We start from the raw sequence: 15,809 nt of genomic DNA on the forward strand, positions 1-15,809 counted from the left end.
GCTTTTTCCATTCAGGCAAAAACGTTTTTCGTGAGGGAGGCGTTCTGTCCGGCGCCACCAGCCACTAATCTCGCGATCAGACGCAATAACAAGGAAATCTTCAATGAAAAGATTCATCCCGAGTCTGCTGGTAGCCGCTGTAAGTTTTGCCTCGATGGAAGCCATGGCAGCACCTGATCTGATCCTGCTCAACGGCAAGATTTTCACCGCCGACCGCGCGCAACCCAAAGTACAAGCGCTGGCCGTGGAGAACGGCAAAGTGCTGAAAGTCGGCAGCGATGCGCAGATCAAAGCCTTGATCGAACCCGGCACAAAAGTCATCGATCTCAAGGGCAAAGCGCTGATGCCCGGTCTGATCGACAGCCATTCCCACGCGATTTTCGGCGGACTGGAAATGGTCTCGGCGAACATGGAAGACGAAGTCGTCGACCTCGACGAACTGCAAAAACGTCTGCGCGCCTGGCGTGAAGACGGCAAGGCCAGACACGGTGATGTGTTAAGCATCGCTGGCATGAGTTCGGTTTATTGGGCGCAGGCCGAAACCATGGGCAACACCTTCAACAGTGGCGAATGGGCCAATGTGCCAGTGGTATTTATCGGCAGCGACCACCATACGGCGTGGGCCAACAATGTGATGCTCAAGCGCGCCGGCATCGACGCGGCGCTACTGAAAACCCTGCCCGACGCGGAAAAAGACACCATCGGCAAACTGGCCAACGGTGAGCCAAACGGCTTTGTGGTCGACGCCGGTTGGGATCGGGTCGCCTCGAAAATGCCGGTGCCAAGCCCCGCCGACATGTTGAACGCCGCCAAATCAGCGGTGCGCTACAACAACAGCCTCGGCATCACCGCGTGGATGGATCCGGCCGCCAACGCCGCACCGGGCGAAGCAGTGTTCGCCCTCAAACCCACCGAGAAAACCGTCGGCGTGCTACCGGCCTATAAAGCACTGTCGGAAAGCGGCGACATGAGCGTGCACGTCGCCGCGCTGCTGGTGGCCAACCCGAAAAGCGTGCCGGCCGACCTCGACACGCTGGACAAGGTGCGCCAGCAATTTCAGGGCATCCCCAACCTGACCCTGCCCGGGATCAAGATCTTCGCCGACGGCGTGATCGAGTTCCCGGCGCAGAGCGCGGCGATGATCGATCCGTACAGCAACTCGCACAAACAGGGCGAACTGCTGATCGACCCGCAACATTTCGGCGAACTGGTCAGTGCCATCGACCAGCGCGGCTGGCTGGTGCATATCCACGCGATCGGCGACCGCGCGGTGCGTGAGTCACTGAACGGCATCGCTCAGGCACGCAAGGATCGCCAGAGCGGCGTGACCCACTCGATCACTCACCTGCAAATGGTCAACCCGCAAGAGTTCGCCCGCTTCAAACCGCTCAATGTCATCGCCTCGATGCAACTGCTGTGGGCTAGCGCCGACGATTACACCACCGACATGATCAAACCCTACGTCAGTGCCCTCGCCTTTCGCTATCAATATCCAGCGCACTCGTTGCTGAAACAGGGCGCGACGATTGCCGGCGCCAGTGACTGGCCGGTGTCGACGCCGAATCCGTTCAATGCCATGGCCCAGGCGATTACTCGTGTCGGGCCGTTGGGCGTGCTCAACGCCGAGGAACGTCTGGATCGCGACACCATGTTTTATGCCTACACCGTTAATGCGGCGCGCACGATTGGCCTGGAAAAACAGATCGGCTCGCTGACGCCGGGTAAACAGGCGGATTTCATCGTGCTCGATCGCGATGTGTTCAGCGTCGACAACAAGGCCCTGCATGACACCCGGGTGTTGCAGACCTGGTTCGGCGGCCGTCAGGTCTACGCCGCCACTCAATAACAACAAAATCCCCTGTAGGAGTGAGCCTGCTCGCGATAGCGGTGTGTCAGACAACACATCGACACCTGACACACCGCTATCGCGAGCAGGCTCACTCCTACAAGGTTTTCGTACTGCCCAAAAATAATCACAACATCGGGACTTCACATGAAAGCCTTGCCCCTGTTCGCCCTGAGTTTCTTGAGCGTGCTGCCCTTGAGCAGCCAAGCGATCCCTTTGAACGATGATTTTGCGCTGTTGGTCGACCTGACCCTGGCCAGCGATTACCGCACCCGCGGCATCTCGCAAACGCAAAATGACCCAGCGGTGCAGGCCGGTCTGACTCTCGCTCACAGCAGCGGTCTGTACCTCGGTGCGTGGAGTTCCAACGTTGATTTCGGCGGTGGTCTGAAAACCCGGCAGGAGGTCGATTACTACGGCGGTTGGCTGTGGCAGGCGACCGAGGAGGTCAGCCTCGATCTGGGCTACATCAAGTACGCCTACCCCAAGGAAAGCCAGTTCAACCAAAGCGAGGTCTACGGGATTCTCGGAGTTTATGGGGTGAAACTGGCGGCGTATTACTCCAGCGATGCACCGGGGATCGATAGCCAGCAGAACTCGCTCTATACCTACATCAGTTATGAAACTGAATTGCCGTACGATTCAGGCTTGAAGCTGCGTTACGGCAATATGGATTTCAAGGATCCGCATTTGTATTCGGCGTCCGGTAGCGCCGAAGAGTCGTACCGCGAATGGGAGGTGAAACTCACCCACAATCTGGCGGGGGTGGTGTTGGGCCTGAGCTACATCGACACCGATCTCTCACAAACCCAATGTCTGAGCAACTGGGGTTTCAAAGACGTCTGCACCGCCACCGTCGTTGCCAGCGTCAGCAAATCTTTCTGAAAAAACGCTGACCACCTGTGGGAGCGAGCCTGCTCGCGAAGGCGGTATATCAGTCGCCATCAATGCTGAATGAACCACCGCATTCGCGAGCAGGCTCGCTCCCACATTTGGATATTTGTCGGGTTAAGAATTGAGTTGTGCCAGATAGGGCCACGGGTAGATGCCGCGCTGATGGCCGTCGCTGAACACCAGTTGCACGCCGTAGCCCTGGGGGTTGAGTTCGATCAGGCGTACGCGGTCATCGACCATGGGCGTCAGACCTTTGAGGCGAAACGCGCGGCATTGCGAGCACGGGCATTGGCGGCGCAGTTCGGCGTGGTTGAGCTGTTGTTCGCGGCCATCCGGCCAGCTCAGGCGTAGCGTCCCTTCACTCTGTGAATTACCCACCGACAGCGGGTTCATTGCAATTGACTCAAGGCAATGCGCACGGCTTTGCGCACTTCCGGGTCGCCGTCGTCCTTGGCGGCCTGTAATGCCGCCACAGCACCACGATCATTCAATTCACCCAAGGCCAGCGCGGCCTCTTTGCGCAGGTTGCTGATGCGATGGCCGAGGGTCTCGATCAACGCGTCCAGCGCTGGAGCGAAACGCAGCCGACCGAGGCTGCGAGTGGCGCGCAGGCGAACTTGCCAGTAATCGTCGCTCAAGGCTTCGACCAGCGCCGGGCCCGCGTCGCGGTGGCCGACTTTGCCCAGTGTCGTTGCGGCTTCTTCGCGCACTTGCCAGGCATTGTCCTGCAAGGCCTGGCGCAGGGCCGGGAGGACTTCGGCGCTGGAGGCCAAACCGAGGGCACCGGTGGCCGCGCGGCGCACTTCGGTGTCCGGATCGTCACTGGCCAATCGCGCCAGGGCTGGCAGTGCGTCGAGTTGCTTGAGCCAGCCGAGCACGCCCACGGCTTCGCGACGGACATTGGCGTCGGCATCGTTCAATGCCGCGACGGCTGAAGGAGCCGCTTCAGCGAAACGCAACTCGCGCAAGGCGCGAAACGCGGCGATACGCACGCTGACGTCAGCGTGATCGGTCCACGGCAGAATCACCCGCCCCGCTGCTTCAGTCTTGAGCAGACTCAAGCTCTGCGCAGCAGCGGATTGCACGGCGGGCGACGAGTCGGTCAGCGCCTCGCACAAGGCTTGCACAACGTCTTCATCCTCCCAGGCCTCCAGCAAACGCGCGGCTTCAGCGCGGACTTCTTCAGCAGAATCCTGGCCGAGGCGATCGACCAGCCAGAGCAAGCCATCCGGCTCTTCGAGATCGGCCAGATCAATCAGCGCAATGCGCCGCACGCCGGCGTCTTCAGCGGTCAGGCGCGGTTGCAGATCGAGAATGTCTTGGTTATCGGTCACAGCAAAAATAGAGGTCATAGGGCAAATCGCGGCAAAGGGTTTTCGGGAGGCAGGCCGAGCGGATTGAGGCGCGGCAGCGGTCGGTCATCGTCGTGGCGCAGCAGGTCGAGACAGTGGCGTTTGAGGCGCGAGAATTCAGGACTGGTGACCAGTTCGCTGGTGCGTGGCCGGGCGAAATCCAGGCGCAAGTCTTCGATGATTCGCCCCGGTCGTGCGCTCATCACCAACAAGCGGTCGGCGAGGAACAGCGCCTCGTCGATGTCGTGAGTGACGAACACCACCGTGGTGCGGATCCGCGTCCAGATGTCCAGCAACAGTTCCTGCATGTTCAAACGAGTCAGCGCATCCAGCGCGCCAAACGGTTCGTCCATCAGCAGTAAACGCGGACGGTTGACCAGCACTCGGGCGATTTCGACGCGTTGCTGCATGCCGCCGGAGAGTTGATCGGGCCAGCGCTCGGCGAAACCTTCGAGGCCGACCAGTTTGAGGATGTCATCGGCAGCGCGATGCCGTTCAGCCTTGCCGATGCCGCGCATCTTCAGGCCAAAGGCAACGTTGTCGCGAACCGTGCGCCACGGAAACAGCGTGTGATGCTGGAACACCATGCCGCGCTGCGGTGAAGGACCGGACACCGCGGCGCCATCGACTTTCAGGCTGCCGGCGTGCGCCTGCAGATGCCCGGCCAACGCACCGAGCAAGGTCGATTTACCGCAACCGGACGGGCCAAGAATGCAGACGAACTGGCCCGGTTCGATCTGGCAATCGAGTTCGCGCACCGCTTCGAACGCTTCCCGCCCTGCGCCGAGAACGATGGACATTTGGCGAATGTCGATCCGCCCTTCCGGGGTTTGCATCACGCTCATCAGGCTTTTCCTCGCGGTCGATGCCAAGGCGTGAACAACCCGCCCAGACGTTTGATCAGCAGACTGCTGCCCATGCCCAACACGCCGATCAGCAGCATGCCGACGACGATGTCGGCGTAGTTCTGAATGGTGTAGGACTCCCAGGTGTAGTAACCGATGCCGAACTGGCCGGAGATCATTTCCGCGGTGACCAGACAGAACCACGAAGTGCCCATGCCGATCGCAAGACCCGTGATGATGCTGGGTGCGGCGCCGGGCAGGATCACTTCGAGCAGGATTGCGCGGCGCCCTGCCCCGAGGCTTTTCGCTGAGGCGATCAGGCGTGGGTCGACGCCTTCGACGCCGTGCACGGTGTTGAGCAGGATCGGGAACAGCGCGCCGGTGAAGGTGATGAAGACCATCGACAGCTCGGACGATGGGAACATCAGGATGGCCAATGGAATCCATGCCACGGCGGGGATCGGGCGCAGGACTTCGAGGGGTGGCAGCAGCAGGTCTTCGGCCCATTTTGAACGGCCGATGGCCAGGCCGAGGGCGATGCCGATGACTAGTGCAGCGAGGTAACCGGCGAAGACGCGGCTGAGGCTGGCGGTGAGGTGTTGCAGGAGCTTGCCGGAGTCGCCGAGGCCCAATGCGGCTTCGATCACCGCGATGGGTGTCGGCACGTTGGCGAAGGTGACGAGGCCGAGGTTCCAGTGGTGGCTGGCGGCGAGTTGCCAGAACAGCAGGCAGAGCAGCAGTGAGGCGGCTCTTGATGTCCAGCGGATGGGTGTTTTCATGGAGCGGGTTTCCAGTTCTGGATCTGTGTTGTGGTTGAGATTTACCCCCCTCACCCCAGCCCTCTCCCCCCAAGGGGGGGCGAGGGGGAAAGGGAGCCGATCTCCGAGCTTTTCAAAACCTGCGCTCAGCTTGAAAGGGAGCTGATCTTCACGCCTTTCAAACCTGAGTTCGGCTCAAGAAGGAGCCGATCTTCATGCCTTTCAAACCTGAGTTCGACTCGGTATTTCAGGTCGGCGTACCTTGCCCAAACACCGCGGTCAGTCCCCTCTCCCTTTGGGAGAGGGCTAGGGTGAGGGGCTTTTGATCTTCAATCAGCGAGCAGCAACCGCTTGGGTCGTGGCATCGCTGAAGTCAAAAACCTTGCCACCCTGTGCCGAGGCATATTGCTGAGCCTGCCCCTTAAGCAAAAACGCACTTAACCGTCCCTTCGCATCACTGGCAAACCACGCCTGCTCGGCGAGCAACTTGATCCCGCTGTCACTGGCCTGCGCATACACCGCGCGAATGGTTTTGCCTTCCTGCTTCAATGCGGCGAGTGCAGCGAACGCCTCTTCCGCAGACGCGTACTGCCGCACCTTGCTCTCACCGCGCACCCAGATTTCTGCAACGTGGCTAAAGTCAGTGATCGCTTTACCGGTAGCCTTCAACGGTGTCTGCGCGTAGTTGGCCAACTGCGCCGAGTAATCCAGATTCGACGCCTTGAACGCCGCACGGATGTACTGATCGTCAATAAACGTATTCAGATCGAGCCCACGATCAGCCTTCTTCAACAGCTTCAACGTATCGATGGCCGTACCAACCGCCTGACGATATTCCGGCTTCCAGCTCAGGTCGCGGGTCTGCACGCCGAGCGGGCCGTGGAACAGGTAATTCACCTCGGCATCGACGCCGGTGACTTTGGCGATCAGCTCGCTGTACTTCTCAGGCTCGGCGGCGAGCAATTGATTGGCCTCGATACTCGCGCGCAGGTACGCGACGACGACTTCCGGGTACTTCTTCGCATACGCCTGATCCACCAGCGCACCATGGAACGTCGGCGCATTGGCCTGAGCGCCGTCATAAATCTTGCGGGCGAAACCCCGGCTCGGGAACAGTTCGGCGAACGGCACAAAATCAGCGTGGGCGTCGATCTTGCCGGCCTGCAACGCGGAGCCGGCGACTTCCGGCGGCTGGGCAATGATGTTGACGTCCTTGAGCGGATCCCAGCCCTGCGCCGCTACCGCGCGCAGCAACATGCCGTGGGCGGTGGAAGCGAACGGCACAGAAATCGTCTTGCCTTTGAGTTCGCTGAGCGCCTGCACGCCGGACGCGCTCGGCACAACGATGCCGTTGCCGCTGCCCTTGATGCTCCCCGACAACACGCTGATAAACAGGCTGTGCTTGCCGGCGGTTTCAAACGCGACACCGTTGAACGCACCGGGAAAATCGGCCATGGCGCCGAAGTCGAGTTTGCCGGCGACCATCTCGTTGGTCAGCGGCGCGCCGCTGGTGAAGTTCTTCCACTGCACGTCGTATTTGGCGTCTTTGTAGGCGCCGTCGTGGGGCAAATATTTGTCGAGCAGACCGAGCTCACGAATCAACAAGCCGCCGGCGGCGCAGTTGATGGTGGTGTCCTGGGTGCCGATGGCGATACGGATGGTTTCGGCCGAGGCCGACACGGTGAACGAAGCCAGTACCAGACCGGCGATTGCTGCACGCAACATGGTTGTTTCCCCTCGAATCATTTATTTGAGTTCGTCTCCGCCGCGATCAGGGCGCGGTGGGAAACGAGGGGTTTTCGGTGAATCCAGCGTCCGGGTATTTCCGGATGGCTAATGGCTTGCCACAAATCCAATGTAGGAGTGAACCTGCTCGCGATAGCGGTGTGTCAGGTAGCACATCTACATCTGACCCACCGCTATCGCGAGCAGGCTCACTCCTACAGGGGAAAACGTTTCAACGCAGGAGATAGGGGATATCGACTTTGACGGCACCCGTCGGGCAATCCTTCTCGCACGGCATGCAGTACCAGCATTCATCGAACGCCATATAGGCCTTCTGCGTCGCCGGGTTGATCGCCAGCAAGTCCATCGGGCAAACGTCGACACACACGGTGCAGCCCTTTTCGGCGATGCATTTGTCCTCGTCCACGGTGACGGGGGCGTTGGAGCGGAAGAAGATTTCCTGAGCTTGATAGGCCATGGTTCGGACTCTTTGATTTATTGATGTATCAAGCGGCGAAAGCGCCGACCCGCAAGCGGTCGTAAGCCTGCATTTCCTCGGCATCAAGCGGGATGATGTAAGGCTCGACGGCTTTCTTGAAACTGGTCATCTGGCCGTCATCGCCCTTCTTCAGATGGCAATGGCAGAACCATTCACTGTCGTCGCGCTGCGGGTGATCGACGCGATAGTGGTACAGGCCCCAGCGGCTTTCGGCACGGAACAACGAGGCGCGCGCGGCCATTTCGGCGCAGTCGCGGATCACGCTGGTTTCCATCGCGCGCATCAGTTCGTGGGCGTTGTTGGCCTTCATCTGCTCGAGATCGCGTTCGATGTCGCTGAAGCGTTGCAGGCCGATTTGCATCTTCTTGGTGACTTTCGGCGGTTGCAGGTAATCGTTGACGAAGCGCCGCAGCTTGTATTCGACCTGGGCCGGCGGCAGACCGTGCTCACGATCCAGCGGTGCGTAGACCCGGGCCTTTTCCTTTTCGATCTGCTCGGCATCCAGCGCAGAAAACTCGCGCCCGGCGACAAAGTCGGCGGCGTTATGCCCGGCGAACCAGCCGTAGGTGAAGGCACCGAGCATGTAATTGTGCGGCACGGCAGCCATGTCACCGGCCGAGTACAAACCTTTCACCGAGGTTTCTGCCCGCTCGTTGACCCACACGCCGGACGCCGAGTGACCGCTGCAAAAGCCGATTTCGGAAATGTGCATTTCGACCATCTGCGTGCGGTAATCGGTGCCGCGATTGGCGTGGAATTGACCACGGCTCGGGCGCTCGTTGCTGTGCAGAATCTCCTCGATGTTCTGGATGGTTTCCTCGGCCAAGTGATCGAGCTTGAGGAACACCGGGCCGTTGCCGCTCTCCAGTTCCTGGTGGAATTCCCACATCATCTGCCCGCTCCAGTAGTCGCACTCGATGAAGCGTTCGCCCTTGTTGTTGGCGGTGTAGCCGCCCAACGGGCCGGTGACGTAGGCGCAGGCCGGGCCGTTGTAATCCTTGATCAGCGGGTTGATCTGGAAGCATTCGAGGTTGGCCAGTTCGGCGCCGGCGTGATAGGCCATCGCGTAGCCGTCGCCGGCATTGGTCGGGTTCTCGTAGGTGCCCATCAGGTAGCCCGACGACGGCAGACCGAGGCGTCCGGCGGCACCGCAGGCGAGGATCACGGCTTTGGCCTTGATCACATGAAAGTCGGCGGTGCGGCAATCGAAGCCCATCACACCGTTGACGGTGCCCTCCGCGTCAGTCAGTAACCGCGTGCACACGAGGCGATTGGTGATGCTCACTCGCGCACGTTTCAACTGGCGATAAAGGACTTTTTTGATGTCGTGCCCTTCCGGCATCGGCAGCACGTAGGCGCCCATGTGGTGGACTTTTTTCACCGCGTAATCGCCGGTTTCGTCTTTCTCGAACTTCACGCCCCAACGGTCCAGCTGCTCGATGGTTTCAAAGCTGTGGGTGGCGTAGGCGTAAACGGCGGCTTGATTGACGATGCCGTCGTTGGCGATGGTGATTTCCTTGGTGTACTGCTCCGGTGTCGAGTGGCCGGGAATGATCGCGTTGTTCAGGCCGTCCATGCCCATGCTGATCGCGCCGCTGCGTTTGACGTTGGCCTTGTCGACCAGCAACACGCGCAAGTCGCGGTTGTTTTCCTTGGCCTTGATCGCGGCCATCGGGCCAGCGGTGCCACCGCCGATGACGACGATGTCGTATTCCTGTTCGAGAACGTTGCGGGTCATGCCTGCTCCCCTTTTTGCCGGTCGATCCGCAGGCGGTACTGGAACGCATCGCCACGGTAGTAAAGGTGTTCGAAGTCCAGCGGCTGGCCTTGGGCGTCGTGGGTCAGACGTTCGATGCGCATGATCGGCGAGCCGGCCTCGACGTTCAGCGCCTGGGTCAGGTCGCTGTCGGCCAGCACCGCGTCGATGGCCAGATCGGCGTGGCCGAGGGCGATGCCGCAGTCGTTTTCGAGGATCAGGAAGATGTCGCGGGTGACCAGATCGGCCTTCTCCAGACGCTCGCCGACGGCTTTCGGCAGGTAAGTGATTTCCAGCGAGATCGGCTCACGGTTGATCAGCCGTACACGTTTGATCTGCGCGACGGTCTCGCCCTCGGCGATCTGCAAACGCTCGGCGACACGCTTGTCGGCCGGGATGAATTTGAAGCTGCGCAGGCGGTTGATCACCTCGTAGCCACGGCCGGTCATCGACTCGGCGAGGCCTTGCAGGCTGCTGACGTTCTGAAAGGTTTTCGGCTTGGCGACGAAGGTGCCTTTGCCGTGGATCTTGAAGATCAGCCCTTCCTTTTGCAGATCGCCGAGCGCCTGGCGCACGGTGATGCGGCTGACTTTGAACAGTGCACCGAGTTCGCTCTCGGAGGGCATCTGGCTGTCTTGCGGGTATTCGCCGTCGAGGATCCGCGCACGGAGGACGTCGCGCAGCTGGGTGTGCAGCGGGACACTTGATAAGGAGAGCGGGCTTAAAGAGAGAACGTTATCGGTCATCACGGGATCACTTGTTATAACGAGTTATGACGTGATCTTAGAGTTGTTATGACAAGGTTGAGAAATACCGAATGGGCATAACCTTAGATGCTTCACACGATCGCTTTTTGTAGGAGTGAGCCTGCTCGCGATAGCGATCGGTCAGTCATTGATGTGTTGTCTGACACACCGCTATCGCGAGCAGGCGAAGGCCTACAGGGGAGTTATGTGCTACTGGCGTTTGAGGATCTGGTCCATGACCCAGTCGGTCTTGAGCGCATGTTCGGCGACGGCGGGATGTTGTGAGTCGCCACGAATATGCGCATTCATGCCCAGCACGTGATGCCACTGAATGTGCTCGTGATGGGGGATTTCCAGGCTGATGTGTTCATCGGCCTGCAACTGCACCGGATGTTCATCAAACACCGAAAAACTGATCCGCCCAAGGCTGCCGATGATCTCGACCCGATCCTCACGCCGATCCGCAACAAAGCTCCAGCAGCCCATGCCCAGCGCCCCGGAGGCGAAACGCCAACTGGCGCTGACCGCGTCTTCTGCCGCATACAACCCGGCCTGACGCGCGGTGAAACCGGCGATGTCGACAATGTCGCCAAGCAAATACTGGAACAGGTCAAAGCCATGACTGGCCAGATCAGCGAAGTACCCGCCACCGGCTACCGCCGGATCGGTGCGCCAGTTGTCGCGACCGTCCATATCTGCCGGCGATGGCGCTTTGGTCAGCGTCCAGCTCAAGTGCCGCACGTCACCAATGCGTCCCTCCTCCAACCATTGCCGCACCTGCGCAAAACGCGGCAATGAGCGACGGTAGTAGGCAACGAACAGGTGCAAACCGGCCTCGGCAAACGCCTGTTGCATCTCGCGACTTTGCCCGGCGTTCAGCGCCATCGGTTTTTCCACACAGCAATGTTTGCCGGCCGCGGCGACTTTCAGGCTGTAGGCGTGGTGGCTGTCGGGTGGCGTGGCGATGTACACCGCGTCCACCTCGGGATCGTTGATCAGCGCATCGACATCGGTGTAGACCCGGGCGATGCCATGGCGCGCGGCGTAGTCAGTCACCGCCTCAAGCCGTCGGCCCATCACCGCCACCAAGGCCGAACCGGGCACCTTGTAGAAGGCCGGCCCGCTCTTGCGTTCAGTGACATCACCGCAACCGATCATACCCCAGCGCACCACGTTCATTTTTCAGTCCCTTTTTTTCAAGATCAGCCAATGCGCAAAGCGCGCAAATCGAGGTGACCGTCCTTCAGCGGCGGGCACCAGTAGTAGCCGCCAGTAATCGGTCGGCTGATGCGATACAGGCCATCGGTGATGCCGTCTTCCAGACCGCTCATACGGCGCAGTTGCGCTTCGAAGGCATCCAGCGAGAAACCGAAAGCGAGGAACATCAGGCCGGCGCGATCACCTTCGATCCACGGCATCGAGCGGCGCACGACAAACGCTTCCGGCGCGAAGCTTTCCTGCGCGGTGCGTTTGACGTGGGCGGAGATTGGCGCATCGTCAATCTCTTCGTTGTCGCTGAGGCGACGGCCCATGATGTTGTCTTTGTCCTCGGACGAGAGTTTGTGGAAACCCTTGAGGTCGTGCTGCCACTGCTGGATCGCGGCGAAGCTGCCGCCGACCATGCCGTCAGTGCCTGCACTTTGCAGAGCGGCGGCGATGGCGGCGTCATCGTGGGGGTTTTCGGTGCCGTCTTCATAGCCAGTCAGATCGTGGCCGTCCTTGTGGCGGAAGGCTTCCTGCATTTCTACCAGGCGCAGGGCCGGGGCCAGTGCGGCTTCGAGGGCGTTGCAGCGGTTGAGCAGGTCACCACGGTCGACGCCGTGCAGCCAGACCCATAGCGCGTGTTGGGTCGAGGGGTTCTCGACGCCGACACCCGTCATGGCCGGAAAGCTGCGCAGGCCGTCGATCTGCACGTTAAGGGCTTTGGCCAGGGATTCGCCGAAACCGACCACCGCCGACTGGCCGTCCACCTGATTGATCAGGTTGTCGATCGCCTGCGGCAGGGCTTCCACCGACTCAAGGGCGAAAAACAGGTGACGCGCTTGCGCAGGAACTGGGGTGGCGAGAATGCCCGGCTGGTAGTAACTCATGTGAACTCCTTGGGAAAGTGCGCGGGAGTTTACCTGTGGCCGGAGGGTTTGTGTGGGTTTGGCGGGAGTCAAAAGCCCCTCACCCTAGCCCTCTCCCGGAGGGAGAGGGAACTGATTGGGGGATCTTGAGGATCTGCACCGACTTGAACGTGCTGTACCGAATCCATAATCGACACAGATCTTTCAGGTCGATGCATGACGCAAGACACTCCCGTCGGCTCCCTCTCCCTCCGGGAGAGGGCTGGGGTGAGGGAATGATCGAGGTGAGACACCGAATTGAGCGTGCACCTGTGAATCCAAAATCGACACAGATCTTTCAGGTCGATGTAACTCGCAAGACACTTCGGTCGGCCCCCTCTCCCTCCGGGAGAGGGCTGGGGTGAGGGTTAGCGTCATTACGCCAGGCACTCGGACTCAACCCCGTCCAGCGCTTGAACGCCCGGCGAAAACTGCGCACATCGCTGTACCCGACTTCCTCGGTAATCCGCTCGATCGGCATATCCGGATTGGCCAACAGACTCAGCGTCCGCGCCTGGCGCACCTGTTCCAACAAAGCCTCGAACGTCAGCGCATGCTCGGTCAACCGCCGGCGCAAGGTACGGCTGCTCATATTCAAATCACCAGCAATCTTTTCAATATGGCTGCCGCTGCTCAGATCCCGGGCAATCGCCCGCTCCACGGCCTGAATCAAATCAAGTTTCTGATGCACCTGCGCTGCTTCCAGTTCCAGCAACGCAACGGCCTGACGCAGCGCCAGCGAATGATGATTGGGCAGATTCACGTCCAGCCACTGCGCATCGATCAGCATGCGATTGTGCAGACAGCCGAAGCGCACCTGCGGCCCGAGCAAACGCTGGTATTCGCTCAGATAATCCGGCGCGGCATGCACGAATTCCACGGCAATCGCCTTGAACTCAGCCCCGACCAGTGCGCGGCCATACACCAGCAGGCTGGCAAAAAACTCCTCGACCGCAAACACCTGCACATCGGCAAATGGCAGACGACATTCAGCATCGAGATGCACCTGCCCGTCGACCACATCGACGCTGGACACCACAATTCCACCCGAGGTGTGTTGGTGACGAATCCCCAGCGCAAAGGCATCGCGCAAGCTCTTGCACAGCGACAGCACATGCCCAAGCAGACCCAAAGTACCGAGTACATTCTGCGCCCCGACCCACAGCCCCAAGCCCTGATTGGGCAACACTTTGAGTGCGCGCTGAATCATCGCCACCGCCTGACGATAAGAAATCCGCTGCGCCGGATCCTGCAGATCCTCAAGGGTAAAACCCAGCCCACGGCACAGGCTCTGCGGATCGATGCCTTTGTTCTGCGCAACTTCGGCGAGGGTTTGCAAAAGAAATGGCGAGACCAGCGCCAATTCGAAGGTCGGGTCTTGGACTTTTACATTCATGGGGGCTGACATTCCGGATCACGCTTGATTGTTATTTTTGTAACCGGTTATGTCGAAGGAAGTTAGCACAGGGTTGGCCGACTGTCCGCAGAAGTCCCCCTAACTGTCCGCCAATACCCTGCCCCGCCGGGCGCCAAGCGCTTATTTCTATAGTGCCGGGCGTGCCGCGTGCCGGCGTTGCGCCCAAAACACAATAATAATGAGGACGGATATGCACCCGAACCGCGCGACATTGCCCCTGCGCCTGGCCTTTTCCTTGCTGGGTTGCGCCGTGACCGTACCGGCGCTGGCCACCGAAGCCGGGGTCGACAACATCGGCACCGGCACCGACGGTTTCTTCATGCTGCCGCTGGAAGTCGACAGCCTTCCGGAGAACATGGTTGCGTTCAACCTCTACTACAACCACTACAAGGCGCGAAAGCTCAACATCAGCTCGTTCGGCGGCAAGGTGCCGAATGTCGAAATCGAGTCCACCGCGGTGATCCCGCGCATCGATTACTTGAGTCCGGTGCGGGTGTTCGGCGGACGCCTGGCCGGCTACATTGCCCAGCCCTGGCTGAAGCAGGAAGTCTCGGTGTTCGGCTTGAGCGACACCCGCGAAGGCATGGGCGATACCACCTTCGCACCGATCATTCTGTGGGACATGGGCAAGCACCTGACCCTCGGTGCCGCCGTGGAAGTCACCGTGCCCACCGGCAAATACAGCGTCGATCGACTGGCCAACACCAGTAACAATTTCTACACGTACAAGCCGCTGTTCTCGTTTACCTGGCTGCCGACTGAACGCACCGAAGTCTCGATGAAGACCACCTACAGCTTCAACGAGAAAAACAAAGACACCGACTACAAGTCCGGGCAGATCTTCCACTTCGATTATTCGGCCAGCTACAAGATCACCGACGACCTGATGCTCGGCATCAACGGCTACTACCTCAAGCAAACCACCGACGACAAACAGTTCGGCCACACCGTGCAGTTTGCCGGACAGGACGTCGATGACGGCGTGCGCGGCAAAGTGTTCGCGATTGGCCCGGCGCTGCACTTCACCTTTCTCAAGTACGCCAGTGCGGAGATTCGCTGGGCCAAGGAATTTGATGTGGAGAACCGCCCGGAAGGCGAAATGTTGTGGGCGAAGGTGAGTATTCCCTATGCGTTCTGAGTGCATTTGTAGGAAAGCGCACCTGGATTTGTAGCCTGAAAACCTGAAAACCGCATGGGTGGAATACGCCTACAGCGGCGGTCGAGATTACCGGACAACAGAGGGAAACGTCTGGCAGATTTAAAGGGTGTGCTTGCAGATACTGGGCTCCGTTATCCCATGGCTCCTCAAGGGCTCATGGGAAGCATCGTCAGCCAGTGACGACAATGGGCCGTTCCCGCCTTAGACTGCTTGAAATTGATCACGGAGGTCATATGAGCATATTGCTTTCCCCGTTTTATTCTGAGTTCGAATCCGAAGAAGAGGCAGAGAGCTACGATCGCTGGTTTCGTGCCAAGGTGCAGGCTGCACTGGATGATCCTCGCCCGGGCATTCCCCATGAGGAAGCCATGGTGCGGCTCGACCAATTATTAGAAGAGAAACGCAAGAATCGACTCGCTGCCGCTTGAATGGAGCGATCAGGCTCTGGACGATCTGGCTGACATTATCGATTACATTGAACAACACAATTCCAACGCTTCAGCGGCTTTGCAGCGCAAGGTGGGTGCAGCAACGCAAAGGCTTTCATCAATTCCCTTTGGTTACAGGTCCGGCCGAGTGCCAGGCACTCGGGAAATGGTGGTCAATTCAAACTATCTGCTGGTCTATCGAGTGAACGGGCGCATCAAAATCCTGACGTTAGTCCACACCCGACAACAATACCCACGAACCTCATAAATATAAAA

16 protein-coding genes are annotated in these 15,809 nt (G+C 59.7%); 5 read left to right on the forward strand and 11 right to left on the reverse strand.

What is annotated here, in order from left to right; genetic code table 11:
• Positions 1-103: 103 nt before the first annotated feature.
• Together ACOYXJ_RS26005 and ACOYXJ_RS26010 are read left to right on the forward strand one after the other, a co-directional pair.
• Positions 104-1,846, forward strand: coding sequence for an amidohydrolase (locus ACOYXJ_RS26005; RefSeq protein WP_460372346.1), 1,743 nt, complete (start codon positions 104-106; stop codon positions 1,844-1,846).
• Between the two features lie 147 nt (positions 1,847-1,993).
• A complete protein-coding gene (locus tag ACOYXJ_RS26010) occupies positions 1,994-2,731 on the forward strand; it encodes a TorF family putative porin (RefSeq protein ID WP_460372348.1) in 738 nt (245 codons plus the stop codon).
• Positions 2,732-2,854: 123 nt separating this feature from the next.
• Here the strand turns inward: ACOYXJ_RS26010 and ACOYXJ_RS26015 are convergent, their stop codons facing one another.
• From ACOYXJ_RS26015 to ACOYXJ_RS26065, 11 genes are all read right to left on the reverse strand, one after another.
• Positions 2,855-3,133: a DUF971 domain-containing protein gene (locus ACOYXJ_RS26015; protein WP_460372350.1), complete on the reverse strand. Its 279-nt coding sequence runs from the start codon at positions 3,131-3,133 to the stop codon at positions 2,855-2,857.
• Entirely contained in the window at positions 3,130-4,092 is a 963-nt protein-coding gene (locus tag ACOYXJ_RS26020; protein WP_460372352.1) for a HEAT repeat domain-containing protein, read from the reverse strand. Before ACOYXJ_RS26020 ends, ACOYXJ_RS26015 begins: the two co-directional genes overlap by 4 nt.
• On the reverse strand, positions 4,089-4,937 hold the full coding sequence (locus tag ACOYXJ_RS26025) for an ABC transporter ATP-binding protein (protein WP_460372354.1): 849 nt from the start codon (positions 4,935-4,937) through the stop codon (positions 4,089-4,091). The genes ACOYXJ_RS26020 and ACOYXJ_RS26025 overlap by 4 nt, the downstream gene beginning before the upstream one ends.
• On the reverse strand, positions 4,937-5,716 hold the full coding sequence (locus tag ACOYXJ_RS26030; protein WP_102901951.1) for an ABC transporter permease: 780 nt from the start codon (positions 5,714-5,716) through the stop codon (positions 4,937-4,939). The genes ACOYXJ_RS26025 and ACOYXJ_RS26030 overlap by 1 nt, the downstream gene beginning before the upstream one ends.
• A gap of 312 nt (positions 5,717-6,028) precedes the next feature.
• On the reverse strand, positions 6,029-7,441 hold the full coding sequence (locus ACOYXJ_RS26035; RefSeq protein ID WP_460372356.1) for an ABC transporter substrate-binding protein: 1,413 nt from the start codon (positions 7,439-7,441) through the stop codon (positions 6,029-6,031).
• Between the two features lie 211 nt (positions 7,442-7,652).
• Complete coding sequence (locus ACOYXJ_RS26040) at positions 7,653-7,898, reverse strand: 4Fe-4S dicluster domain-containing protein (protein ID WP_003225615.1); 246 nt, start codon at positions 7,896-7,898, stop codon at positions 7,653-7,655.
• 28 nt (positions 7,899-7,926) lie between these two features.
• The gene (locus ACOYXJ_RS26045) at positions 7,927-9,657 is read right to left on the reverse strand and encodes a fumarate reductase/succinate dehydrogenase flavoprotein subunit (protein ID WP_460372358.1); all 1,731 of its coding nucleotides are present in this window, start codon (positions 9,655-9,657) and stop codon (positions 7,927-7,929) included.
• A complete protein-coding gene (locus ACOYXJ_RS26050; protein WP_460372360.1) occupies positions 9,654-10,421 on the reverse strand; it encodes a GntR family transcriptional regulator in 768 nt (255 codons plus the stop codon). The genes ACOYXJ_RS26045 and ACOYXJ_RS26050 overlap by 4 nt, the downstream gene beginning before the upstream one ends.
• 210 nt (positions 10,422-10,631) lie before the next feature.
• Complete coding sequence (locus ACOYXJ_RS26055) at positions 10,632-11,600, reverse strand: Gfo/Idh/MocA family protein (protein ID WP_460372362.1); 969 nt, start codon at positions 11,598-11,600, stop codon at positions 10,632-10,634.
• 23 nt (positions 11,601-11,623) lie between these two features.
• Positions 11,624-12,511, reverse strand: a complete 888-nt coding sequence (locus ACOYXJ_RS26060; protein WP_150793509.1) for a Dyp-type peroxidase — start codon at positions 12,509-12,511, stop codon at positions 11,624-11,626.
• 316 nt (positions 12,512-12,827) lie between these two features.
• Complete coding sequence (locus ACOYXJ_RS26065) at positions 12,828-13,925, reverse strand: AraC family transcriptional regulator (protein ID WP_460372364.1); 1,098 nt, start codon at positions 13,923-13,925, stop codon at positions 12,828-12,830.
• A 211-nt stretch (positions 13,926-14,136) separates the two neighbouring features.
• Here ACOYXJ_RS26065 and ACOYXJ_RS26070 point away from each other — a divergent pair, with 211 nt between their 5' ends.
• From ACOYXJ_RS26070 to ACOYXJ_RS26080, 3 genes are all read left to right on the forward strand, one after another.
• Positions 14,137-15,084, forward strand: a complete 948-nt coding sequence (locus ACOYXJ_RS26070; RefSeq protein ID WP_460372366.1) for a SphA family protein — start codon at positions 14,137-14,139, stop codon at positions 15,082-15,084.
• 254 nt (positions 15,085-15,338) lie between these two features.
• A complete protein-coding gene (gene relB, locus ACOYXJ_RS26075) occupies positions 15,339-15,533 on the forward strand; it encodes a type II toxin-antitoxin system RelB family antitoxin (RefSeq protein WP_102901959.1) in 195 nt (64 codons plus the stop codon).
• Positions 15,534-15,579: 46 nt separating this feature from the next.
• Positions 15,580-15,801 carry a type II toxin-antitoxin system RelE/ParE family toxin gene (locus ACOYXJ_RS26080; protein ID WP_256661311.1) on the forward strand — a complete coding sequence of 74 codons (222 nt, stop codon included), beginning with the start codon at positions 15,580-15,582 and terminating at the stop codon, positions 15,799-15,801.
• Positions 15,802-15,809 lie beyond the last annotated feature (8 nt).

Source organism: Pseudomonas sp. Tul2A7 (assembly GCF_054790505.1).

Excerpts from the sequence above, each read along its gene's own strand:
- ACOYXJ_RS26005 (WP_460372346.1), top strand. The coding sequence starts at position 104 with ATGAAAAGATTCATCCCGAGTCTGCTGGTAGCCGCTGTAAGTTTTGCC.
- ACOYXJ_RS26010 (WP_460372348.1), top strand. The coding sequence starts at position 1,994 with ATGAAAGCCTTGCCCCTGTTCGCCCTGAGTTTCTTGAGCGTGCTGCCC.
- ACOYXJ_RS26015 (WP_460372350.1), bottom strand. The coding sequence starts at position 3,133 with ATGAACCCGCTGTCGGTGGGTAATTCACAGAGTGAAGGGACGCTACGC.
- ACOYXJ_RS26020 (WP_460372352.1), bottom strand. The coding sequence starts at position 4,092 with ATGACCTCTATTTTTGCTGTGACCGATAACCAAGACATTCTCGATCTG.
- ACOYXJ_RS26025 (WP_460372354.1), bottom strand. The coding sequence starts at position 4,937 with ATGAGCGTGATGCAAACCCCGGAAGGGCGGATCGACATTCGCCAAATG.
- ACOYXJ_RS26030 (WP_102901951.1), bottom strand. The coding sequence starts at position 5,716 with ATGAAAACACCCATCCGCTGGACATCAAGAGCCGCCTCACTGCTGCTC.
- ACOYXJ_RS26035 (WP_460372356.1), bottom strand. The coding sequence starts at position 7,441 with ATGATTCGAGGGGAAACAACCATGTTGCGTGCAGCAATCGCCGGTCTG.
- ACOYXJ_RS26040 (WP_003225615.1), bottom strand. The coding sequence starts at position 7,898 with ATGGCCTATCAAGCTCAGGAAATCTTCTTCCGCTCCAACGCCCCCGTC.
- ACOYXJ_RS26045 (WP_460372358.1), bottom strand. The coding sequence starts at position 9,657 with ATGACCCGCAACGTTCTCGAACAGGAATACGACATCGTCGTCATCGGC.
- ACOYXJ_RS26050 (WP_460372360.1), bottom strand. The coding sequence starts at position 10,421 with ATGACCGATAACGTTCTCTCTTTAAGCCCGCTCTCCTTATCAAGTGTC.
- ACOYXJ_RS26055 (WP_460372362.1), bottom strand. The coding sequence starts at position 11,600 with ATGAACGTGGTGCGCTGGGGTATGATCGGTTGCGGTGATGTCACTGAA.
- ACOYXJ_RS26060 (WP_150793509.1), bottom strand. The coding sequence starts at position 12,511 with ATGAGTTACTACCAGCCGGGCATTCTCGCCACCCCAGTTCCTGCGCAA.
- ACOYXJ_RS26065 (WP_460372364.1), bottom strand. The coding sequence starts at position 13,925 with ATGAATGTAAAAGTCCAAGACCCGACCTTCGAATTGGCGCTGGTCTCG.
- ACOYXJ_RS26070 (WP_460372366.1), top strand. The coding sequence starts at position 14,137 with ATGCACCCGAACCGCGCGACATTGCCCCTGCGCCTGGCCTTTTCCTTG.
- relB (WP_102901959.1), top strand. The coding sequence starts at position 15,339 with ATGAGCATATTGCTTTCCCCGTTTTATTCTGAGTTCGAATCCGAAGAA.